22 protein-coding genes and 1 riboswitch are annotated in these 22,404 nt (G+C 37.1%); of the genes, 9 read left to right on the top strand and 13 right to left on the bottom strand.

The features are described from left to right. From ACFSGI_RS02600 to ACFSGI_RS02625, 6 genes are all read left to right on the top strand, one after another. Window positions 1–1,005 carry a FecCD family ABC transporter permease gene (locus tag ACFSGI_RS02600; RefSeq protein WP_204827105.1) on the top strand — a complete coding sequence of 335 codons (1,005 nt, stop codon included), beginning with the start codon at window positions 1–3 and terminating at the stop codon, window positions 1,003–1,005. Continuing rightward, window positions 1,002–1,832 (top strand): ABC transporter ATP-binding protein, encoded by an 831-nt coding sequence (locus tag ACFSGI_RS02605; RefSeq protein WP_204827104.1) that lies wholly within the window; start codon window positions 1,002–1,004, stop codon window positions 1,830–1,832. The genes ACFSGI_RS02600 and ACFSGI_RS02605 overlap by 4 nt, the downstream gene beginning before the upstream one ends. Continuing rightward, the gene (isdG, locus tag ACFSGI_RS02610) at window positions 1,829–2,164 is read left to right on the top strand and encodes a heme oxygenase (protein ID WP_204827103.1); all 336 of its coding nucleotides are present in this window, start codon (window positions 1,829–1,831) and stop codon (window positions 2,162–2,164) included. The genes ACFSGI_RS02605 and isdG overlap by 4 nt, the downstream gene beginning before the upstream one ends. A gap of 174 nt (window positions 2,165–2,338) precedes the next feature. Further along, window positions 2,339–3,097, top strand: coding sequence for a DUF4253 domain-containing protein (locus tag ACFSGI_RS02615; protein WP_204827102.1), 759 nt, complete (start codon window positions 2,339–2,341; stop codon window positions 3,095–3,097). 123 nt (window positions 3,098–3,220) lie between these two features. Next, complete coding sequence (locus ACFSGI_RS02620; protein WP_204827101.1) at window positions 3,221–4,366, top strand: virulence factor; 1,146 nt, start codon at window positions 3,221–3,223, stop codon at window positions 4,364–4,366. Window positions 4,367–4,502: 136 nt separating this feature from the next. Further along, a riboswitch (Lysine riboswitch) is annotated at window positions 4,503–4,700 on the top strand. 147 nt (window positions 4,701–4,847) lie between these two features. After that, complete coding sequence (locus ACFSGI_RS02625; RefSeq protein ID WP_204827100.1) at window positions 4,848–6,326, top strand: amino acid permease; 1,479 nt, start codon at window positions 4,848–4,850, stop codon at window positions 6,324–6,326. Between the two features lie 240 nt (window positions 6,327–6,566). On the opposite strand, the gene ACFSGI_RS02630 is transcribed toward ACFSGI_RS02625, so the two are convergent. The 5 genes from ACFSGI_RS02630 to ACFSGI_RS02650 form a co-directional block, all read right to left on the bottom strand. Then, window positions 6,567–7,499 carry a glycoside hydrolase family 43 protein gene (locus tag ACFSGI_RS02630; protein WP_379282406.1) on the bottom strand — a complete coding sequence of 311 codons (933 nt, stop codon included), beginning with the start codon at window positions 7,497–7,499 and terminating at the stop codon, window positions 6,567–6,569. Between the two features lie 528 nt (window positions 7,500–8,027). Next, window positions 8,028–9,149: a transglutaminase domain-containing protein gene (locus tag ACFSGI_RS02635; protein ID WP_204827098.1), complete on the bottom strand. Its 1,122-nt coding sequence runs from the start codon at window positions 9,147–9,149 to the stop codon at window positions 8,028–8,030. A gap of 242 nt (window positions 9,150–9,391) precedes the next feature. After that, entirely contained in the window at window positions 9,392–10,489 is a 1,098-nt protein-coding gene (locus tag ACFSGI_RS02640; RefSeq protein ID WP_204827097.1) for an alpha/beta hydrolase, read from the bottom strand. Window positions 10,490–10,734: 245 nt separating this feature from the next. Next, the gene (locus tag ACFSGI_RS02645) at window positions 10,735–11,067 is read right to left on the bottom strand and encodes a DUF3139 domain-containing protein (protein WP_204827096.1); all 333 of its coding nucleotides are present in this window, start codon (window positions 11,065–11,067) and stop codon (window positions 10,735–10,737) included. Between the two features lie 16 nt (window positions 11,068–11,083). Further along, window positions 11,084–11,350 carry a hypothetical protein gene (locus ACFSGI_RS02650; RefSeq protein WP_204827095.1) on the bottom strand — a complete coding sequence of 89 codons (267 nt, stop codon included), beginning with the start codon at window positions 11,348–11,350 and terminating at the stop codon, window positions 11,084–11,086. 71 nt (window positions 11,351–11,421) lie between these two features. Here ACFSGI_RS02650 and ACFSGI_RS02655 point away from each other — a divergent pair, with 71 nt between their 5' ends. Further along, entirely contained in the window at window positions 11,422–11,958 is a 537-nt protein-coding gene (locus ACFSGI_RS02655; RefSeq protein WP_204827094.1) for a GrpB family protein, read from the top strand. Between the two features lie 120 nt (window positions 11,959–12,078). Here the strand turns inward: ACFSGI_RS02655 and xylB are convergent, their stop codons facing one another. Both xylB and xylA read right to left on the bottom strand, forming a co-directional pair. Then, window positions 12,079–13,575 (bottom strand): xylulokinase, encoded by a 1,497-nt coding sequence (gene xylB / locus ACFSGI_RS02660; RefSeq protein WP_204827093.1) that lies wholly within the window; start codon window positions 13,573–13,575, stop codon window positions 12,079–12,081. 518 nt (window positions 13,576–14,093) lie between these two features. Next, a complete protein-coding gene (gene xylA, locus ACFSGI_RS02665; protein ID WP_204827092.1) occupies window positions 14,094–15,410 on the bottom strand; it encodes a xylose isomerase in 1,317 nt (438 codons plus the stop codon). 235 nt (window positions 15,411–15,645) lie between these two features. Between xylA and ACFSGI_RS02670 the strand changes: the two genes are divergently transcribed. Together ACFSGI_RS02670 and ACFSGI_RS02675 are read left to right on the top strand one after the other, a co-directional pair. Further along, window positions 15,646–16,809 (top strand): ROK family protein, encoded by a 1,164-nt coding sequence (locus ACFSGI_RS02670; protein WP_204827091.1) that lies wholly within the window; start codon window positions 15,646–15,648, stop codon window positions 16,807–16,809. A 166-nt stretch (window positions 16,810–16,975) separates the two neighbouring features. Next, window positions 16,976–17,173, top strand: a complete 198-nt coding sequence (locus ACFSGI_RS02675) for a hypothetical protein (protein WP_204827090.1) — start codon at window positions 16,976–16,978, stop codon at window positions 17,171–17,173. A 98-nt stretch (window positions 17,174–17,271) separates the two neighbouring features. On the opposite strand, the gene ACFSGI_RS02680 is transcribed toward ACFSGI_RS02675, so the two are convergent. From ACFSGI_RS02680 to trxB, 6 genes are all read right to left on the bottom strand, one after another. Then, entirely contained in the window at window positions 17,272–17,958 is a 687-nt protein-coding gene (locus ACFSGI_RS02680) for an ABC transporter ATP-binding protein (RefSeq protein WP_379282356.1), read from the bottom strand. A gap of 1 nt (window position 17,959) precedes the next feature. Next, window positions 17,960–19,249: a hypothetical protein gene (locus tag ACFSGI_RS02685; protein WP_204827089.1), complete on the bottom strand. Its 1,290-nt coding sequence runs from the start codon at window positions 19,247–19,249 to the stop codon at window positions 17,960–17,962. Beyond that, window positions 19,246–20,205 carry an ABC transporter permease gene (locus ACFSGI_RS02690; RefSeq protein WP_204827088.1) on the bottom strand — a complete coding sequence of 320 codons (960 nt, stop codon included), beginning with the start codon at window positions 20,203–20,205 and terminating at the stop codon, window positions 19,246–19,248. Before ACFSGI_RS02690 ends, ACFSGI_RS02685 begins: the two co-directional genes overlap by 4 nt. A 74-nt stretch (window positions 20,206–20,279) precedes the next feature. Next, window positions 20,280–20,723, bottom strand: a complete 444-nt coding sequence (locus tag ACFSGI_RS02695; RefSeq protein WP_204827087.1) for a hypothetical protein — start codon at window positions 20,721–20,723, stop codon at window positions 20,280–20,282. Window positions 20,724–20,880: 157 nt separating this feature from the next. Then, window positions 20,881–21,114, bottom strand: a complete 234-nt coding sequence (locus ACFSGI_RS02700; protein ID WP_204827086.1) for a glutaredoxin family protein — start codon at window positions 21,112–21,114, stop codon at window positions 20,881–20,883. Window positions 21,115–21,217: 103 nt separating this feature from the next. Then, a complete protein-coding gene (gene trxB, locus ACFSGI_RS02705; RefSeq protein ID WP_204827085.1) occupies window positions 21,218–22,162 on the bottom strand; it encodes a thioredoxin-disulfide reductase in 945 nt (314 codons plus the stop codon). Window positions 22,163–22,404 lie beyond the last annotated feature (242 nt).

The raw sequence follows: 22,404 nt of genomic DNA on the forward strand, positions 1-22,404 counted from the left end.
ATGAACAAACAACAACGTAACCGCAGACGATGGCTTGTTGCTATTATTCTGCCTTTGTTATCGATTATTGCTTGTCTATATGGTATTTTATACGGCTCGATTTCTATTCCACTGAGTGAAGTAATTCCAATCTTATGGGGACAGGAGCCATCTGCATATCGTACAATTTTGATCGATTTGCGATTGCCGCGTGTGATGATTGGTTGGTTGGTCGGAGCTTGTCTGGCTACTGCCGGAGCACTATTACAAGGCGTGATGAAAAATCCGTTAGCTGATCCAGGCATTATCGGAGTGTCTGCTGGTGGTGGAATTACAGCGATGATCACGATGGTGATGTTGCCACAATTAAGTTATTTGCTTCCGATAACTGCTTTTTTAGGCGCTTTTGTTACAGCCGTATTGATCTATCTACTAGCATGGGATCGCGGTGCTTCACCTGTGAAAATCATTCTGGCGGGTGTCGCTGTTAATGCTCTACTAGGTGCATTAACCAACGGAATCATGGTGATTTACAGTGATCGGGTACAAGCTGTTCTTCCGTGGTTATCCGGTGGACTGAATGGACGAAGCTGGTATCATCTTGAATTTATGGCTCCTTATGCGATATGCGGGTTGATCCTGTCTTTATTTGCGATCAAGCCTGCCAATCTATTATTACTTGGCGATGATGCTGCTCAATTGTTGGGGCAACGGGTCGAAATGAATCGATTGCTTATTATTTTATTGTCGGCTTTTCTAGCAGGAGCTGCGGTGAGTGTAGCAGGGTTAGTAGGATTTGTGGGGCTGGTTGTTCCGCATATGATCCGGCTGATGATTGGAGAAGATTATCGCTTTCTGCTCCCCTTCTCGATTATTGGTGGTGGCACACTGGTTGTTTTTGCGGATACGGTAGCACGTTCATGGTTCGGATCGATAGAATTGCCAGTTGGGATTTTGCTTGCTGTCATCGGAGCACCATTCTTTTTATTCCTGCTAAAACGAAAAGGGAGGTTGGGTCTATCATGATACAGTCGATTCACCCTTCTACGATTGCAGCAGCGATTGAAGGCAAGCAACTTTGTCTCGATAATGGACATTTTCGCCTGAACCAGATCGATATTGCTCTTCCCAAAGGTCAATTAACAGCGATTGTCGGCCCTAATGGTTCTGGCAAATCTACCTTATTACGACTTCTCACAAGACTTCTCAAGCCAGACCAGGGGCAAGTACATATTGGAGATCGTGAGATTACCGATTATTCTCTACGTGAACTATCAACAACAATTACGATGTTAACCCAAATGAAAGACATGCTTCCTCAATTGACTGTATATGAACTGGTTGCTTATGGTCGATCACCTTATAAAAGAAGCTGGCATACCTCTGCTAATGCAACAGATACAGCTATGATCGATCAGGTGATGCACTGGACAGGGATTGAACAATATCGAGATCGCATGTTCCATACTTTATCAGGAGGTGAACAACAGCGTACACGAATAGCAATGGCACTGGCTCAACAGACTGACATTTTACTACTGGATGAACCGACTACATTTCTCGATATTGCACATCAATTTGAAGTCATGGATATGCTAAAACGGATTAATATGCAATCTGGATTAACCATTGTCATGGTATTACATGATCTGCAACAAGCAGTTGCTTATTGTGATTATATGATTGCCCTCAAGCAAGGCCAAGTCGCTACGTCCGGTATTCCACAGCAGATTCTTACTACTGAATTTATCCAAGACATTTATCATATGCAAGCTCAAATTAAATTTGAGGGTGGTTATCCTGTGATTTTACCTGTAATCCCCCATCATCAATCAGGAGGTCATTTGACATGATTATTGTAACGAACACTTCTAAATTAACTAAAGGTAGTGCACACTTATTGGTAGAGCGTTTTGACAAAGTTGGCAAAGTCGAATACATGAACGGTTTTCTAGGGCTTGAAGTGTTAGTCAATCAAAATAGCAAAGAGTTTGAAGAAGTAACGATCAGCACGCGTTGGGAATCGAAAGAAGCTTTTCAAGGATGGACCAAAAGTGAAGCATTCCGCGAATCCCATGCTCATGGCTCTACACCGGATTATATTATCGAAAATAAAATTTCCTTTTATGATGTAAAGATTGTTCGTGATCCTCTTTCCTCTTCCAATGATCAAGCTGTCGTTTAAATATCATATTATTACGTTTATACAATCAAGATCATTATGAATGATGTACTCCAAACAACCCTCGCGATTATCGAAGGGTTGTTTTTGATTTGTTTTCGTAAGAGTGATTACGTTATATTTAAAAGCATATAGTACTTAGATACATACTTGATATGATAAAGGAGCAGGATATTGATGAGTTCAGAACTACTAAATTATTTGCAACCGTATAATCCATTATCTATAGAAGCAAAAAAGATAACTTTTCCGATTCAAGCTCAAGAACAATTTTATTCATTGCTTGTGATAGCCGGTGATAATATCGAGGAAATGATAGAAGATACACTGGATGATTATGATTCGATCACCGATTATGTTGAGCAACAGTTAGAGCAGATGCAACAGATGACTACACTAGATACCTTTAGACAATTAGTGAGTAATCAACTGCTGGATACGGAGCTAGCGGAACAAGTGGAACAGATAAATCGTATCGATTGGACATCATTGTACGAGATGTATAGCAAGCTATGGGAAGGAAATTCTTTATTGGATGAACAATTGGTTCCAAATCAAGTGAATTCTTTGGTATCTCATCTACAGACTGCAAGTGAAGAAGCAGACGAATGGATTGAACTACCTTTGCCAACAGGCAAAGAATATATCGCTCCGTTGATTATTCCGATGGGTGGATTCAATGAATGTCCTGCTCCTATCCTTCAAGCTTCTGTATTCCAATACTGGCATCATAAATATCATGCTATCCCTGTAGTGGTTGGTGAAAGTATGTGGATTCTACAAGTGTCGACTAAACCATCTACTAACGAAGAAGCGTTATTGCTAGCTCAAGAGCATTTTATATTCTGTTCTTATGTATTGGAATCTTTTGATTCGATAGGACAGTATGCTACTTATCTTCTAGAACAAGATATCTGGTATTTCTGGTGGGATTAAGAATCCGTAAATCATACCTGTCTCTTTTGGGGTACAATATGAAGATGGCAGTTTATTAAATGTAAAACAAATGGCTATTGCTAGAACAGTCATTTGATTCCTAAGGAGGGTATCTACAGTATTATGAAAATCACATCGATTGAACCTACACCAAGTCCGAATACGATGATGTTGCATCTTGATGAGCAATTACCTCATGGTATCCGTAAAACATATACATTGGCTAATGAACGCTCGGCGCCTCTTTTTATCCAGCAAATGCTTCATATTACAGGAGTCAAAAGTGTATTCCATACTGCTGATTTTGTAGCGCTAGATCGAAAAACAAGCGCAGATTGGTCTGATATTCTAAATGAAGTACAAGCACAGATGGGTCAAGAAGGTGTTGAAAATAAATTTGAAGTGCCGACTGATCTTTCAGGTGAGCACTTTGGAGAAGCAGAAGTATTTGTCCAATTTTTCCGTGGGATTCCAATGCAGATTCGGGTCAAATCAGGAACCAAAGAAGAACGTATTGGTCTAGCAGATCGATTTGTACAGGCAGTGACTGAAGTGGCGGTAGCGACAATGATCAAAGAACGCAAATTAACGGATTATGGTGTTCGTTATGGTGAACTTGCTGATATTGCACGTGAAGTCGAACAAGAGCTTGAAGCGGCTTTTCCAGAAGATCGATTGAAAAAGATTATTGAACAAGCGATTTCTCATGGAGCCAGTCAGGAAGAATTTGTAGAACAGCGTCGTGAAATGAATGCCGATGAAATTGCTGTAGCGCTTGAAAATCCAGATTGGCGTGTACGTTATGCGGCATTCGATCTGTTACAACCAGACGCGGATAGCTTACCGTTAATCGAAAAAGCATTATTTGATGAAAAAATGCAATTGCGCCGTCTGGCTGTTGTCTATCTCGGTGATCTCAAAACACCTGCGGCAATGGAATTATTATACAAAGCATTACAAGATAAATCGGCAGCCGTTCGTCGTACAGCAGGTGATACGTTATCAGATATCGGTGATCCTACGGCAACCCCTGCAATGCTCGCTACACTCAAAGACAGCAGTAAATTGGTGCGCTGGCGTGCAGCACGCTTCCTGTATGAAGTCGGAACCGAAGAAGCTCGGGATGAATTAGAATTAGCTGTCGATGATCCTGAATTTGAAGTGAGTCTACAAGCCAAAATGGCTCTGGAACGAATCGAATCCGGTGAACAAGCAGCAGGTACAATCTGGCAACAAATGGCGAAAAGTCGTGCTAAAGATAACGCATAATTATTGAGATTATTTGTTCTTCATCAGAGATTCATGATATAAGTAGTTGTCAAAAAGAACGACTACACGTATACTGGAAAACAGTCATCTTATCCATGACACTAATTTCATAATAATTGCCTCATCACACAGTATCCGATGAGGTAGAGGTCGCAACTATAATCAGTCTATTTGGAGAAAGCGTAAGAGCCGCTGTTGATCCCAAATAAAAAGGTATCGTTGCCGAAGTATAACTAATGCTCTGTTGTTAGTTATGCTGGGGCTGTCTCCGAAAGGAACAGAACTGTCACAGTGAAACATCTTCGGATGGTTCCTGTGTTGAGCTATCTTTACAAAGGAAAAGTATGGTGCGGATCATAATCAAAGGATCACGTATATATACGTGGTCTTTTTTGTTGTGTTCTTGCGTGTATGTACTTCCTTTATCTATTCACAGCATGAATTCACATGCTTAATTCAGTAAGGAGTGTATCTATCTATTATGGCATCTTCATCTTCTCCCTCTTCACCACCGCGTGAACTCAAAGCAGGTCTACGGGCAAGACATATGACAATGATCGCTTTGGGTGGTTCGATCGGTACCGGTCTATTTCTCGCCAGTGGTGGCGCAGTCGCTCAGGCAGGCCCTGGCGGTGCATTGCTCGCTTATGCTTGTGTAGGTATTATGGTGTATTTTTTAATGACAAGTCTGGGTGAAATGGCAACCTATCGTCCTGAATCCGGTTCGTTTAATACGTATGCGGCTCGTTATGTTGATCCTGCGTTTGGATTCGCGATGGGTTGGAATTTCTGGTACAACTGGGCGGTTACAATTGCAGCCGAATTATCTGCGGCTACAATTATTATTAAGTACTGGTTCCCGGAAAGTTCTTCGTTTATCTGGAGTCTGTTGTTTTTGGCTGTTATCTTTTTACTTAATATTCTGTCTGTTAAAGGATATGGAGAATCCGAATACTGGTTCGCGATGATCAAAATTGTGGTCGTTATTCTGTTTCTTGTAGTTGGTGTGTTAATGATCTTCGGGATTCTGGGTGGCAAAGCGGTAGGGTTCAGTAACTTTACTATAGGCGATGCGCCTTTTAATGGCGGACTGTTAGCCTTTATTGGTGTATTTATGGCGGCAGGATTTTCTTTTCAAGGAACCGAATTAATTGGGGTTGCTGCCGGTGAAAGTGAAAATCCGCGTGAACATGTTCCCAGAGCGATTCGTCAGGTATTCTGGCGTATTCTGATTTTTTATATTTTAGCGATTCTAGTAATTGGATTAATTATTCCGTATACAACGCCTTCTCTGTTGAATGGTGATCTAACCGATATCGGAGTGAGCCCATTTACACTGGTTTTTGAAAAAGCAGGGCTGGCTTTTGCAGCGGCAGTCATGAATGCTGTTATTCTATCTTCGGTTCTATCCGCAGGTAATTCAGGTATGTATGCTTCGACCCGGGTATTATATGCACTCGCTAAAGAAGGCAAAGCGCCTCGTATGTTCGGACGATTGAATCGACGCGGGATTCCGCAAAATGCGTTATTGCTCACAACTGCGGTAGGTATGCTGGCATTTCTAGCTTCATTATTTGGTGATGGGATTGTATATCAGTGGTTACTCAATGCTTCAGGGATGTGTGGCTTTATCACCTGGCTTGGAATTGCGATTAGTCACTACCGCTTCCGTCGTGCTTTTTACGCTCAAGGTAAAAGTATGGAGGAATTGCCTTTCAAAGCAAAATGGTTCCCGTTCGGCCCATTATTTGCTTTTATCTTATGTGCGATTGTTATTCTCGGTCAAAGTCTATCGTATATTACACCGGAAGGCATTGACTGGAAATCGATTTTTGCTTCATATATTAGTGTGCCATTATTCTTGGTCTTATGGCTTGGTTATAAGTTCATCAAAAATACAAAAGTAGTTCCTTTAACCGAATGTGACCTAAATAGTGGTTCTCATGTAGATAAAAAGTAATACTGTTCATAAAATATAAGGTTGCTTGATAGACAAAATTAAAACACCTTCCACTCTCTAATGACAGAATCGCTAGAGAGGTAGGAAGGTGTTTTTTTGATGTGTGCTGCTAAAATTCTTTTTTAGCATAGTGTATTTTCAGAACTATCGTATGACATCATTTACAATTACGTTATTGGTATCAACTATTTTGATAGGATAACGTGATCTGTTCTGCTATGTTACGTTTAAATTATAAAGTTAATACGTAGGCCAGCCACTGGAATCCCAATTGAGATCACTAATTAATAGCTTCGGCGCTCCGTTATCATTGGCATCATAAGCATGACGAGCAATAATGTTATTGCCAACGATATCTTCACCGCCCGGGCCTTTCCATTGTGCGTTACCACTATCTAGAATTGTACCGCCACCATTCAGCATATTCACGCCATTTTTATCTACATAAGGGCCGGTAATACTTGTAGAACGTCCGTAGACGATTTTGTAAGTGCTATTTACACCTTTACAGCAGTTGTCGATTGAAGCGAACAAGTAATAGTATCCGTTACGGTACGTGATTGATGGTGCTTCAATTGCTCCACCATTGTTAGGACGAGCCGCAATCGAAGTGATACTACCTGTTGGTTTCATTGTGTTTTTGTCGAGCTTGGTTAATTTAAGACCGCTCCAGAATGAACCAAAAGCTAACCACGGATTACCAGAAGCATCGATCACTAATTCAGGATCAATCGCATTGTAATCATTAGAACCTGAAGTTGTGCGTAACACTAGACCATCATCACGCCAGCTACCTGCACCAATACTACTAGCAGAAGCCAGTCCAATCGCCGATGTATTTGAGCCAAAAGAAGAAATAGAATAGTACAACCATGTGCGACCGTTATATGTTTTTACGTCTGGAGCCCAGACATCATTCGTTGTTTGCTTCGGTACATATGTTTTCCACCAAGCTGGAGGAGATAAGAATACTTGAGGCACACGATACCAGTTCGTGCCATTATCGGATTTTAATACTTGAATACCTTGTCCGGTAGAAAAGGTATACCAACTATTGCCTTCTTTAATTAAGGATGGATCATGTACACCTACATCACCAGATAATGCCCAGGGTGCTGCAAAAATTTTACCGTTAGGTACTACAGAAAAAAGAAGTGCTGTTAAGGTCAACATTAAAACTAATTTGCTTTTCAGTTTCATATGAATGATGTTCGCCTCCTGCTTCCGAAGTTCACTGCACGTTACTGTTGCAACGTTTAGCGCCTATATTTAATTATAAAGCGCTTTCAATTATGTACAATATAATATTAAAGCAACTTTAAAGGGATGAATGTAGTCGTATTTTTATGTATATTTAATTAATATATATATTAATTAAATAGCTTTTATATTAATTTATAAATAAAAATGTACATTATCAAAAGGTATATTCATCGTTTAAAATTTATATTCATTTGTACACATATAATAATATCGAATTAACATTTAGCTTTTTATATACGATATCAATTTTTCTTTTGCTAAAAATCTGGCTCCATTTGTTCTATCTAAAGAGATTATAAATATACTGATTGAGTCTAGCAATCACATGAATCCTAAATTATAAACAGTAAGAACAAAACAAAAAGAGAGATCAGATACTGCATCCGATCCCTCTTTTTTTAATAATGAAGTGTAATCTATAATCTTTTGATATCTATCTTATTTCCAAGACAAGTTAACTTTAAGATCATTAGAACTTCCTAACGATTGTACAGTGTACGAAATCGATTTGATTCCTACAGCAGATAAACGACTTAGATCGCTTTTCAAGCTAGTAATATTACCACTGTAACGGAATACCAACGAACTTTGTCCGCCTGCTTTGGCATTTTTCACTTGTTCTTTTAAAGCTGTTGCTGAATCAACAGATGCTGGAGAATTGTCTACAGCATAATTCAAATTTTGCTCCAATTGTTTGTAAAATCCTGAAGTATCTCCACCGGAAGCAATCAATGTGTTCAATGTATCTTTGTAAGCTACATTTGCCGCAGGATACGTTTTGGTCCAATTATGATCTTGTTTCATTTGAGCATCGGTGCGTAGATAATAATTCGTATCTACTCCATCGCCTTGATCAGGTAACGGATCGTCCCATGTGGTATCCATGTGGTACCAGTTGCCATCAATATTCACAAGGTTCCAGGCATGAAGCTCGCCACCTGCTGTACCTTCAACGATTTTATTTTCTACGCCAGCTTGTTTGAGCAAAGCATACGTCAATAATGCATAACCCTGACATACAGCCGTACCGTCATGCAATGCTTCATAAGCAGTATAACGTGTATACGTTTCATCATATTTCAGATGTTGTACTACCCAATCATGAATCGTTTTGACTTTCTGGTGATCGTTCATACCTGGTGTAATAATCTGAGCTACGGTTTGAACAACTTTATCATCTACATATTTTGTCTGAGCCACTGTCTCGCGGTACTTCATATCTACTGTAACAAGAGCAGAATACGCATTACTGCGCCATGTTAGACCATAGCTATCTAAGATATACATCGTATATGGATCTTTTTCCAATGCAGTCTCAAATGAGTCTTGTAACATCGCTTTTAGCTTGGCTGTACTGCCTTTATACGTAAATGTAACTTGTGCACTACGATTCGTTAACCCTTTGTACAATTGATCGACAATATCTGATGTGCTATTTACAGTGATCTGCGAAGTAGCCGCATATGCAGTATTACCACTAAACGAAATCGCTGGAACGGCAGAGAACACTAGCGTTCCTGCTAAAAGGGTTTTGACCCAAAGTTGACTTGATCTATTCATGCAGACGTAACCGCCCTTCATCGTGTAGGTAATAGGTGAACATAATTATAGTGAGTGAGCAACTTAGCAATAATAACCTCGATCATCCTTTATATGATCTTCGAATGAAATCTACTGGCTTTATAGGTTATAAGCTTAATTATAGTCGTTATAAACTGGATTGTACACAACCGCATATTTTTATGAGATATATGTATCCATTTTTATATTACTAACGAATAATATTACTCTATAGCTATATCTTACTTATCGGTTGGTAATGCTTTTTCGTTTACTGATTTGATCCAAGTTATTGGACTTTTCCATCTACGAATGTTTATTTTTCGAGTAACATCCTTAGTCAATGTTAATGGTGGAGTGATTGCTGTTGTTCTAGGTTGAGCGTGCTTCACATGTTCATCTAAAAACGGCAATACTTTCGCCCAGAAATGAGGATCTTTTTGTGAAGAACTATGTCCATTCGTATCTACAAATAACGTCTCGATCGGTGGTGTCACTTGTCCCATTACAAATTCCAATTCCGTCGGTGGAATAAATGCGTCTCCACGAGAATGGATCATTAGAATTGGTAAATCAGCTTCTTTGCGTGCTTCATTGATAGAGAATATCGTATTTTTCTGTTGGTATTCTTTGAGCGAAATATGCGAACGGTAAAACCAGATTCTTGGAATAATATTTGCCATCGGAAATAGAGGTAAACCTCGACGCTTAAATTCAGCTTCGAGCACACTTTCAAATTGAGCTGGCATCGAATCGGTAATAACAGCTCGCACAGGCAATCCATAAGGAAGCGACAAAATCGTACCCAATCCACCCATCGAATGACCTAACACTCCGATGCGCTCAGGATCAATCTCAGAAATACTTAGCGCATAATCCAGTGCCGCCAAAATATCATCCCGAAAAGTATACGCAGACGGGGCTTCAATCGGATCACTGTGTCCATGACTACGTGCATCATACATTAAGATCGCGTAGCCTGCTTGCCATAACGGTTCTATATAACGAAGCACACGAGACCGATTAGAACCCCAACCATGAGCGATAATCATCAATGGTGAACGCTTTGTCGTCGTTACTAGATCTGCTTGATCTTGGGGGCTTTCGTTATCTGCTGGATTTTCTTTATTTGTCGTAGCCATCGCCGGAATAAACCATCCTTGAATATTCAGTCCATCACTTACAAATTCAATATCTTGATAAGGCATATCCGGCTTGCGTTCTACAGGAATACGCTTAGGCGTCTGCGCTTTGACTGCTGTATTCCATACCATTCTTGTGCCTGCAAGTGCTAATACCGCTCCACTCACTCCACCAATTAACCAGTACCGTTTATTCATCAGGGTTCCTCCTTTTGGTAATGTAAAAATCGTGTATCTTACATTAGAAATGTATACTAAAATACATTCTGCCGACACTTATTTAAACATATGTCTATTATTACACATTTAATCTAAAATACTAAACATTTTATCATTACGGAGTAAAAGAAGAAGTATAAAGCCAACATTATCAAAGCCTTGGTTCTGATTTCAATATCGTGTCCATTATCGTTACTTTTTACATTTCTTATATGTAGGAATCATCATGATGGATTTTCTGTATGAATATATGTTTGCTTCAAATCATTAATAGCAGGAATACATTGGTACTGCTCCATTTGTCCATTATCGGATTTGTACATATACATTGCATTTCTTTCGTCTTTGAATATTACACTGGTGCTTACTACAGGTGCTTTACTAATATATGTTTTGATTTCAGCAATGTCTGTACTTTGATATCCTTTTTGCTGTATTAAATAATTCATTACTTCTTGAGTAACTTGTTTTTTGTAATACTCTATTCCAAAATGAAAAATAAATGCACTGATAACGACTACAATACAGATGGTGATCGAAATATTTTTATTTTTCATCTTATTTTCTCCTTTGTTATATCAGTATGTTTATCAGATATGACCAATCTTGAGGTTCTACTAAAGAGCCTACAACTACAGCAGATATCCCTATAACTACCCCTTCACACTTATTCACTTTTTGCTCGCTGATCTTTGTTTTTTCAAATAGAAAGATCAAACCTATAAGCGATACAATATAAACTATTTGTTGAGTACTTTCACCCGAGATCGAGCCGATGCCATAAGACAAACACAAAGCCGTACTTAACGATAATAGTAGTAGTGGAATACGTAATTTCATTTGAATTATCCTCCTTATTCAGTTTTTAACAAGTTGTACTATTTTATTTCTACCAAAGGATGGGTTACTGTATGGAAAACGAACTAGGGATTGCTAAAAATCAGGTGAAGCTTGTGGACTACGATCCTTATTGGAATACACTGTTTGAAAAGATTAAAAAAAGTATCTGTACTGCTACCCAATTGCAAGAAGGTAGAATACAGCATATTGGAAGCACAGCGATATCAAATATCCAAGCCAAACCTGTTATCGATATCCTTGTCGGAGTTGATGAGTTAGAGCAAGTTACTATCTACGATGAGTATTTGAAAACGATTGGATTTTATCGTTTGAAAGTACAAAGAGAAAACGAATATGTATATGCCAAATTTAAAGATACTCATTTCGAGATCAAAACTCATTTTATTCATATGGTACAGTTCGAAAGTGAGTTATGGAAAAATCTTATTTTCTTTCGAGATTATCTAAATACTCATCCAGAGAAGAAAATAGAGTATCAGAATATTAAGCAATCTTTTGTTGATCAGCAAACTGAAGGCATTCAAGAGTATACCGCTTATAAAGAACAATTTGTACACTACATTTTTAGCTTGAGACCTTCTTCATAAAAGTACTACTCCTGTTTTTACAACAATGAACTTGTGATATATTTCCACTTTAAAACAAAAACCCTTCTTTGTATTGTAACAGAAGGGTTTTTGTTCATTATTTTTTATCTATACGCCTATCTATCCTCTAAAAGCCGCCAAACGTTTATTCAACTCTGCGGTCTGTGTATAAATATCCTGATAAATCGCAAACAACTGATCATACTTTTCAGCTCGCTCAGCATCCGGTTGATACGACTTTGCCGGTCGTAAAAAGGTCTCTGCGCAATCTTGTAAAGATGGGAACCAGCCACTGCCATAAGCCGCCAGCATCGCTGCTCCCATCGCAGGCCCTTGCTCATTTTCTAAACGAACGATCTCGGCATTAAAGATATCAGCTTGCATTTGTAGCCAGGTCTCATTTTTCGCTCCGCCACCGATCGAGACGACAGAAGTGATATTTTTGCCAGATTCACGTAAAATATCAATCGATTCGCGTAGTGAAAATGTAATGCCTTCTAATACAGCACGCGCAAAATGCGGTAACTTATGAGCGGCATCAATACCGATAAAGCTTCCACGAATATCTGCATCTGGATGTGGAGTCCGCTCCCCTACAATATAAGGTGTAAACAACAGGCCTTCTGCACCTGCTGCCACATTATTGACACCATGCAATAACTGATCAAATGAAAGGTCTTTGCCAAATGCACTGCGGAACCATTCGAGACTATACCCTGCCGCAAGCGTAACACCCATAATATAAAAAGCATCTTGTTCACTATGATTGAAGAAATGAACTTTCCCTGCAAAATCCAAATCTTTGCGCTCTTCATAAGACAGCACTACCCCGGATGTACCTATACTGCACATGGTCTGTCCTTCGCTTAGAATCCCTGCACCAATCGCGCCACAAGCATTATCTGCGCCACCGCCATAGACGCGTGTATTCACACTCAATCCTGTTTGTTCAGCCACTTCTGGCAACAATCCGCCCACATCTTCAAACGATTCGATTAGACGTGGGAACAACGACATTGGCAGATCAAAAGCAGAAGCGATTTTCTCACTCCACTGTTTCCCCGTTACATCGAGTAACAATGTACCTGCCGCATCTGAATAATCCATCGCTAGATCGCCGGTTAACTGATAACGTACATAATCTTTAGGAAGCAAAAATAATCGTGTTGCTGCCATATGCTCTGGCTCATGTTCCTGCACCCATAAAATTTTAGGCAACGTAAATCCTTCTAATGCTCGATTACGAGCAATCTGTAGTAATTCATCACCTAATGTCTCTTCAATACGGCGACACTGCTTACTGGTACGGGTATCATTCCACAAAATCGCTGGACGAATCACCTTATTGTCTCCATCTAGCAATACCAAGCCGTGCATCTGCCCCGAAAAGCTCAACCCTTCGATCTCTTCAGATGATACTCCTGCAATCTCGACTAACCGACGAAGCGACGTTAATGTCCCTTTCACCCAATCTTCAGGGCTTTGCTCACTATAGCCTGCTTTCGGTTGAGATAACGGATACGATTCAGATGTCTCATAAGCAATATTCCCCTGCTTATCCACCAACACCGTCTTCACCGCACTCGTCCCCAAATCGACCCCAATCACATAACTCATTCTAACCCCTCCTTGTACATTCGTTTACCTTATATAGATCCAAAAATCAAAGCTTTGGAACAACATAAATATATCTCTCAAACCTCAATATAAATTTCAAAATTCATAATTCTATTCACTTATCATTTCAACAACAACTTTATTCTTCACACAATCATCTTTCTCTTCTACCCTAATCAAAACCAAAAGCATTTTCCCAAAATGCTCACCTCATCAAAAAATGCCTCCCTCCCCACAAGGGAATAAGGGAGACATGCCTTTGACCTTATCTTTTAGCGTTATCTTTTGCTCTAATCTTATATCTTTAGCCACAGTTGACTGCACGCTCAAGCGAAGAGAATCTATTCTTCTGAAAGAGCGAAGCGCTCGCCTTTAAGGTTGGATATCGACTGCTCAGCAGTCTACCCAAGATATCCAACCTTAAAGGCGACGACAAGAAGAACAGATTCTCGTAGCGCTTTAACTCCATCCCACTGCACCCACTATTCCCACAAACTAATCCCTAAAGTGTATCCCTCTTATTCCGTCACCAAATACTGATTAAGAACAGATTTCAACCACTCTTCACGACCGGATTCATTGGCACGAGGAGTCTCGTTGTTGAGCGCATACTCTGCAAGGGAAGACAATGTAGCTTTACCGCTCAATACATCAGCTCCAATGCCTTCTTGGAAACTGCTGTAGCGTTTGTCGATAAAGTCTTCGAATACACGATCTTCGATCAGACGTGCAGCAGTGGTCAGACCTTTAGCAAATGTATCCATACCAGCGATATGAGCTAAGAACAAATCTTCTGGCTCAAACGAAGGACGACGTACTTTTGCATCAAAGTTAACGCCACCTTTGCCAAGACCGCCATTTTGCAACACTTCATACATCGTTAACGTTGCCGCATAAAGATCTACCGGGAACTCATCTGTATCCCATCCAATCAATAGATCGCCCTGATTGGCATCCAGTGATCCCAACATCCCATTCGTACGAGCAACGCGTAATTCATGTTGGAAATTGTGCCCTGCAAGCGTTGCATGGTTCGCTTCCAGATTCAATTTGAAATGTTTATCCAGACCATTTTTTTGCAAGAAAGCAATCGTAGTTGCCGCATCAAAATCATATTGATGTTTGGTTGGCTCTTTCGGTTTCGGTTCGATCAAGAATTGAGCGTCAAACTGAATTTCTTTGGCATAATCGATCGCCATATGGAACATACGTGAAATATTATCTTGCTCTAGTGCATAATCGGTATTAAGTAATGTCTCATACCCTTCACGACCGCCCCAGAACACATAGTTTTCAGCGCCTAGACGTTTACCTACTTCAAGACCTTTTTTGATCTGAGCGGCTGCATGAGCATACACATCTGCGTTGCTAGTTGAAGCTGCACCATGCATAAAGCGTGGATTACTGAACATATTCGCTGTATTCCAAAGCAATTTTTTACCGGATTGCTTCATATATCCTTCTAAAAGGTCGACAATCGTATCAATATTGCTGTAAAATTCTCGCAAGCTATCTCCTTCAGGAGCAATATCAACATCATGGAAGCAGAAGTAAGGCATATCTAGCTTATCCATCAATTCAAAAAGCGCTTCAGCACGAGCTTTGGCAAGATCAAGACCTGTATACGAATCCCAAGGACGTACTGCTGTATTCACACCAAATGGATCAGCTCCACCGGCTACCATCGTATGCCAGTAAGCCATACCGAAGCGTAAATGTTCTTCCATCGTTTTACCAGCAATCACTTGAGTCGGGTTATAAAATTTAAAAGCGTATGGATTTTTGGATTGAACACCTTCGTAAGTAATTTTTTCAATATTTGTAAAGTAAGCCATCAATAAAATCCTCCTCTTATCATTCGTATGGAGATTGTTACAAAAATCTCTTTTAGAGCGGCTTAGTAAGCAGAGAAGGTGCGCCTAAAATCGATCATCTAACAATCATTTAGCAGAACCGTATTCCTATTGTGACCAAAAAGAAATCGTTTACATCGCTATCCTAACATATATGATATACTTTGTCTATCGGTTAAACAAAGTTAATGAATCGTTATCTGAAAGGAAGAAACTCATGAAAATCACAGGTGATCAAGCACTGGTTAAAAAGATAAATAAGTCTCTGGTGTTAGATAATATTCGCCAGTATGCTCCTCTATCACGTACACAGGTCTCCCAATCGACAGGGCTAAATAAAGCAACCGTTTCTAATCTTGTACAAGAGCTGATAGATGATCAATTGGTGCTTGAATCCGGTCAAGGACAATCCAGTGGTGGACGCAAGCCACTGATTTTGTTATTTAACAAAAATGCCGGTTATGCGGCAGGTGTAGAGATTACAGTCAACGAGCTTATTTTAATTCTGACCAATTTAGAAGGTGAAATTATTGCCAATTCAACGTCTGCACTTGCCAGCCATCAAGTCAATGACGTTATTCAACAGCTACAAACAGAAATGAGTGTATTGTTACGCGATCTGCCTGATTCGATTCATGGGATTGTCGGTATGGGAGTTGGTGTACCAGGAATGGTGGATGAACAAGGAAATGTGTTATTTGCACCCAATCTTGGCTGGGAAGGTGTAGCTTTACGAGAACAATTAGAGCTTCTATTTCATATTCCTGTTATTGTCGATAATGAAGCCAATGCAGGAGCATTAGGAGAATTGCAGTTCGGGGCAGGTAGACAAGCTCACCATCTGGTCTATGTCAGTGTTGGTACAGGTATAGGATCAGGAATTATTATTGAAGGCGAACTTTATAAAGGATCACGCGGATATGCGGGAGAAACAGGACATATGTCTGTAGAGTCGTATGGTCTGCCCTGTTCATGTGGTAGTCAAGGATGCTGGGAATTATATGCTTCTGAACTGGCTTACGATCATGCGGTCAAAGAACCGATTCCCGGTAGCACTACCGCAGATTGGGTCAGACGTGCTGAATTTGATGAACCGGAAGCTAGAGCTTTATTTCAAACGATCGGCGAATATCTAGGGATTGGTATAACAAATCTAGTCAATGGATTCAATCCTGAATTAGTTATTATTGGCGGGCATATGAGACAGGCAGAGCCCTGGATCGATCAGTATTTACAAGAAGTGGTATCTAGAAGAACTCTTCCTTATCATCGGCAAAAGTTAATTATTCAATATTCTGAATTACAAGATCAATCTACTGTAATTGGAACAGCATATATGGCTGTCTCACAGTTTTTAGGTCGGGTAAAAGTATCCCTTTAATATGATTTGGACACATTTCTATATGATATTGAAAACAAATGTGAAATATTTATCTTAAATTTGACGTAAAATTGCCTTATTTTAGTGGAAAATATATTGCTCTTTCGGTCTATAATTTCGTTATGTGTTATGCAATACGAACGAATGTGAAACGGAGAGAGCTGCCATGAACCTGTTGGGAACTGCCGACATTTCGCTGCCTTTTTACGTAATGTTGTTTTTATTTTCTTTTATCATCGTTCCATTAGTAAGCCTGAGTGTATTTAACTTCTCACAAGCGAGGCGCAAAAAGGGCGTATCCTTTTTGATCGCAGGTTTTGGATTTTTTATGATTTTTCGCGCTGTTACCCAGTTGTTATTTTAAGTATTATATATTGTAATATTTGCGATTTTTAAATTATATCGGATTAAAAAAAAGAGCAATAAAACAACTATTATAATAATTGTTTTATTGCTCTTTTTTTAAATAGTTTTTGTATTACTCAATCTATTCAAATTTTTATTTTTCAATTCATATACCTTCTCACATAAATTAGAAACTACTTGATCATGCGTAACTATAACCAATGTGGCTCCTTTTCTATTAAGGTTTTGAAATATTTCCAAAATAGTTTCTTCCGTTTTTTCATCTAATGCTCCAGTAGGTTCATCTGCTAACAAAATCGAAGGAGATTTAACTATTGCTCTTGCTATAGCGACTCTTTGTTGTTCTCCACCAGACAAATTAATTATTGGTCTTTTTTTAAGGTGACTAATTTCTAATTCATCCATAATATTACTTACTTTTTCTTTTATATCGCTTTTACTCTCTCTCATATATTGTAAAGGTAAAGCAATATTATTATATACATTTCTGTCATTCAGAAGGTTAAAGTATTGGGTAATAAATCCAATATTTTTTTTTCTATAGTTAGCAAGTTCTTCACTATTATATTCTGATATATTCTTATTATTAAATAATATTTTTCCATAATCGGCTGTTACTAAACCAGCTAGAATTTTTAATAAAGTAGATTTTCCAGAACCACTTTTTCCTTTAATAGCTAGAGATTCACCTTGAGCAATTTGTAAATTAACTTTCTCAAATATAGAAGTTAATTCACTTCCATTTTTAAATTGTTTTTTTATATCAGTTAATTCAAGTATCATTTTATTCCCTTTCTGTATTTGTATTCTTCAAAAATGTTTTTTTCATTATATTTATACTTAATAAAAAATTGATTAAAATAATCATGCATATAAAAAGTACAAATACATATATATCAGATATAACATCACTAATTTTCAGTAATTTATTTAAAATAAACCAACTTGTAATATAACTAAATAAAATTATTATAGTTATTTCTAATATTTGCATTTTAGTAAGGTACTTTTCCGAACTACCATTGATATAATGAATATAAAAATCTGAATATCTTTTTTTCTGCTGTAAGAAAAATATAAGAATGAGAATAAGAATATTAATAATAAAGCTACAGCAAAAGATAATATAAGCAAGATTTTTATTTTCAATCATGACCGTTAATAATCCTCTGTATTGAATAAAGTGGGGATTAATTCCAATAAATGAATACTTTTCAAAATTAGTTTTCTGCGCTATCGCTTCTACTCTTTTTAGCATTAATTGTTTATTCTTTATATTATTTTCTGTTATTATATAACCATTATTCATTGCAAAATAATTTTTTCTTTGGAAATCTTCTTCTTTTTCTGAAGTAGGCTCTTTATAGTTCCGATAAGGTACCAAAATATAGTTATCTAAATAGAATTCTGGAGAAGTTTGATAATATATCCGACTATTTTTTTCTAAAAATCCTATTACTTTTGCTTGAATATTCTCATTATAATATTCAATTTCAATAGTTTGTCCAACATCAAAAATCTTACTATAAGAAGAACCCATAATTATAGGCATTACTTTATTGGGCATATCAAAATCTTTTTTTGTCCACAATGTTCCCTTTGTTGCTTTCAACTTGAAATAATCGATAGCTTTACTATTTATTTGAATAGATTTAACTTCAGTATAAAAATTATTATCACGAGTCATTTCTCGGATTTCAGAGCCATTTTCATATCCTTCAGTAAATTGCTTGAGAGACTGTTTCCCTTTTAACACAATGGACTGATCAAATATAGCAAGATATTCAAAATCATTGGTATTAATTAATTCGTGATAATAATTTTTTAAAATTTTTAGATGATCAGGTTTTCTTATAAAGTTCTCATAATCATTAGATTCGTAATAACCATCTAATAAATGATATATCGCCTTATTCTCAAAATTATTTTGTAATTTTTCACTTTCATACTCTATTTGTTGAATAAACCCAATAAATGTTCCTATCAGCAAAAAAAAAGCAATCAAATGTATTATTAAAAAAAATAATAATATTTTATATTTAATTACATAATATTTCAATTCTTGAATAATCAACTTTCTTTAACACCTCTTTTATTTGTTCTATAACTTTTATAGATAAAAAAGCTAATCTCAAAAAAATTTATCAGAATAATGGTTGATAAAGAAATTATTGCTTCTTTAAAATAAAAAAAATTAAAATTTAAAAAACAACTTAAAATGATTAAAGCAGTAAAATAACTTAAAATAAGAAAATATAAACTAATTTTAAAAAGTTCTATAAAAATTTTCTTAGAAGAAATTCCTAATATATAAAGAGTATTAATTGTTTTTTTTTCTCTTTCATACCAATATCTAATTATAAAAATAAAACAAATCAAACACAAAACATAAACTTCTACTAAAAGGAATATAGACAAATCATTAAGTTTCCCAGTTCTTAATAAGCCTCTTTGAAAATTTTCAATTACAGAAGCTGTTTTATCTTTAATTTTTATATAATTAACAATTTTTTTTACTATAGACTTTTTCTCACTATCAATTACAATTTTATTTTCATCACTTAATTCTATATTTGGCTCATTTAATAAGATAAGATAATCAATTGAACTAGGAAATGAAGCACCCATTATCCCAACAACTTTATAATTTTGTCCCTCATACGTTATATATTTATTATTCTGCTTATTTATAATACGATTTTTCATCTCTTGACCTACAACTGCTTGTCTAGCATCTTTTTTGAAAAAATTTCCAGAAATCAAAGGTGGGGACCAATCCCCAACATTTTTTAATACATATTTAAAAGTATTATTTTTTTCCAAAAAAATTCGATAATTATTATTATTAAAATCTAATGATTCCGTATTTTTTGTTATTTTTAATGAAGAAGCATTATTAGAATACAAATTATTTGATAATTCTTCATATGTTTTTTGCTTATGTATATAAAATTGAAATATAGATAAAAATAAAAATAGAAAAATTAAAATAATAAATATAAGAATGTTATCTTTTTTTAAAAGAATCATAAAACCCTCACTTCTCAAAACAAAAAATGGAAGTTATCTTTTTAAGGATAACCTCCATTTTTTATAAGGTTATATTATTTTTTACCCCAATATGTTCTAGCTTCAATATTTTCGACAAGACCTGGAATATAATAAGGTGATGTCGCTTCTGAAATCCAGTTGCTATTATTATATTTACGTCCGCTAGTTGTTCTAACAACATTATTACTATTTTCAATTTGAGCTGTAGTATAATGATCTACATTCTTCCAAACTGTTTTTCCATAAGCAGCATATTCAAAAACAGGTGAAGCAGAACTACCATAATTGTTAGTAATTCTTTTTCCAGTATGAGAATCTGGAGAAGTAGATGAGGCTATAGTAATACTTGGAACGTTAGAACTATTTACATAATAACCCTTTGATTCACTCCATCCTCCTGAAACTGTATTCGATGTAGAAGCAAAGCTAGGTACAGCTACAGATAAAAGAGAAATTCCTAAAATACACGAATAAAATACTTTTTTTTGCTTTTTCAAACTAGTCACTCCTTGAATATATGTATTTTTTACTTTTTTAAAATATCATAAATTATTTTATAAGTCAAATTTTGGGTTTAAATCAAAAAAAGAGTACACTTTGAAATGATTTCAAAGTGTACTCTTTTTTGATTTCTAAATAATTAAAACTTATAATTTACGCTTGTGCTAGCGCTTTGTTAAATTGAGTCATATTCATACCCATGATTTTGTACTCACCGATCAATGTAACGGGAACAGCGCGTACACCCATATTCCAAGCTTCTTCTGCATATTTTTCTTCCAATTCGATATTGCGCTCTTCAAACTCGATTCCTTTGTCATTCAAAAAACTTTTCACCTGTTTGCAATGAGGGCAGTTTGTACTTGTATAAACGATTGCTTTTTCCATAATAATGTAACACTCCTTTGATTTCATTAGATTATGTACATAGCAGAACTTGAAATCATTCTGCTATCTGTAGACATTATATGTGACATTTGTATTGATACAATTAACCAACAACCACTTCTTGATGTTCCAAAGCTTCGATAAATTTCTCACAATCCATCGCTGCCATACATCCACTACCTGCTGCTGTAATCGCTTGACGGTAACGAGTATCTTGTACATCGCCACAAGCGAACACGCCCGGAATATTAGTCTCTGACGTACCCGGATTCGATACGATATAACCGTTCGCATCGGTAGTTAATTGATTGTTCAAGAAGCCTGTATTTGGATGATGACCGATCGCTACGAATACGCCATGTGCAGGAATAACTTCTTCCTGACCTGTATTGTTGTTCATCACTTTAAGCCCTGTTACACCGCTATCGCCAGCAACCACTTCAAGCGGATTCTGGTTCAAAGCCCACTCGATTTTTTCATTTGAACGAGCGCGATCTTGCATGATTTTGGAAGCACGCAATTCTTCGCGACGGTGAACCAATGTTACTTTAGAAGCAAAACGAGTTAAAAAGCTAGCTTCTTCCAATGCAGAGTCTCCACCACCAACAACCACGATTTCTTTACCGCGGAAAAAGAATCCATCACATGTTGCGCAAGTACTTACGCCACGTCCGATATTATCTTGTTCGTTAGGAATACCTAGATATTTAGCTGTAGCCCCTGTAGAAATAATCAATGTCTCGGTGACCAATTCGCCCATACCTTCGACTTGCAATTTGAACGGACGATCTGCCAAATCTACACTGTTTACCCAACCTGTACGGAATTCTGCACCAAAGCGCTCGGCTTGTTTGCGCATATTGTCCATCAATTCAGGTCCCATGATACCATCAGGGAAGCCCGGGAAATTTTCTACTTCTGTCGTTGTTGTCAATTGTCCACCTGGTTGCGGGCCTTCAATAATCAACGGGCTAAGATTAGCACGAGCCAAATAGATAGCAGCAGTTAGTCCAGCAGGACCTGTTCCAACAATAATCGATTTATACATATTGCATTCCTCCATATTTAAGATGAGCATGATGATCACACTCAACTGAATGTGTATTGTAATATAACAGTTAAACTCTAATAGATAATATTCACAATTAATTGCATACAATTTATAATCATTCTAAACTATTACCAATTATGAGGAAAATGATGCTTATAGTCAAATGAAGTTTTCATGAAGGAACCTTGCTATACAAATAAAACCTGCTTTCTTCTATAAAAGAAGTCCGCAGGTTTGAA

Origin of the sequence: Paenibacillus nicotianae (assembly GCF_042681745.1) — a bacterium.
GTDB lineage: Bacteria > Bacillota > Bacilli > Paenibacillales > Paenibacillaceae > Saccharibacillus > Saccharibacillus nicotianae.

Bases quoted from the DNA above. Each gene is read 5' to 3' on its own strand.
- xylB (WP_204827093.1), bottom strand. From the start codon at position 13,575: ATGAGTTATGTGATTGGGGTCGATTTGGGGACGAGTGCGGTGAAGACG.
- ACFSGI_RS02655 (WP_204827094.1), top strand. From the start codon at position 11,422: ATGGAAAACGAACTAGGGATTGCTAAAAATCAGGTGAAGCTTGTGGAC.
- trxB (WP_204827085.1), bottom strand. From the start codon at position 22,162: ATGTATAAATCGATTATTGTTGGAACAGGTCCTGCTGGACTAACTGCT.
- ACFSGI_RS02690 (WP_204827088.1), bottom strand. From the start codon at position 20,205: ATGATTCTTTTAAAAAAAGATAACATTCTTATATTTATTATTTTAATT.
- ACFSGI_RS02605 (WP_204827104.1), top strand. From the start codon at position 1,002: ATGATACAGTCGATTCACCCTTCTACGATTGCAGCAGCGATTGAAGGC.
- ACFSGI_RS02640 (WP_204827097.1), bottom strand. From the start codon at position 10,489: ATGAATAAACGGTACTGGTTAATTGGTGGAGTGAGTGGAGCGGTATTA.
- ACFSGI_RS02645 (WP_204827096.1), bottom strand. From the start codon at position 11,067: ATGAAAAATAAAAATATTTCGATCACCATCTGTATTGTAGTCGTTATC.
- ACFSGI_RS02625 (WP_204827100.1), top strand. From the start codon at position 4,848: ATGGCATCTTCATCTTCTCCCTCTTCACCACCGCGTGAACTCAAAGCA.
- ACFSGI_RS02650 (WP_204827095.1), bottom strand. From the start codon at position 11,350: ATGAAATTACGTATTCCACTACTACTATTATCGTTAAGTACGGCTTTG.
- xylA (WP_204827092.1), bottom strand. From the start codon at position 15,410: ATGGCTTACTTTACAAATATTGAAAAAATTACTTACGAAGGTGTTCAA.
- ACFSGI_RS02635 (WP_204827098.1), bottom strand. From the start codon at position 9,149: ATGAATAGATCAAGTCAACTTTGGGTCAAAACCCTTTTAGCAGGAACG.
- ACFSGI_RS02700 (WP_204827086.1), bottom strand. From the start codon at position 21,114: ATGGAAAAAGCAATCGTTTATACAAGTACAAACTGCCCTCATTGCAAA.
- ACFSGI_RS02620 (WP_204827101.1), top strand. From the start codon at position 3,221: ATGAAAATCACATCGATTGAACCTACACCAAGTCCGAATACGATGATG.
- ACFSGI_RS02615 (WP_204827102.1), top strand. From the start codon at position 2,339: ATGAGTTCAGAACTACTAAATTATTTGCAACCGTATAATCCATTATCT.
- ACFSGI_RS02630 (WP_379282406.1), bottom strand. From the start codon at position 7,499: ATGTTGACCTTAACAGCACTTCTTTTTTCTGTAGTACCTAACGGTAAA.
- ACFSGI_RS02680 (WP_379282356.1), bottom strand. From the start codon at position 17,958: ATGATACTTGAATTAACTGATATAAAAAAACAATTTAAAAATGGAAGT.
- isdG (WP_204827103.1), top strand. From the start codon at position 1,829: ATGATTATTGTAACGAACACTTCTAAATTAACTAAAGGTAGTGCACAC.
- ACFSGI_RS02675 (WP_204827090.1), top strand. From the start codon at position 16,976: ATGAACCTGTTGGGAACTGCCGACATTTCGCTGCCTTTTTACGTAATG.
- ACFSGI_RS02600 (WP_204827105.1), top strand. From the start codon at position 1: ATGAACAAACAACAACGTAACCGCAGACGATGGCTTGTTGCTATTATT.
- ACFSGI_RS02670 (WP_204827091.1), top strand. From the start codon at position 15,646: ATGAAAATCACAGGTGATCAAGCACTGGTTAAAAAGATAAATAAGTCT.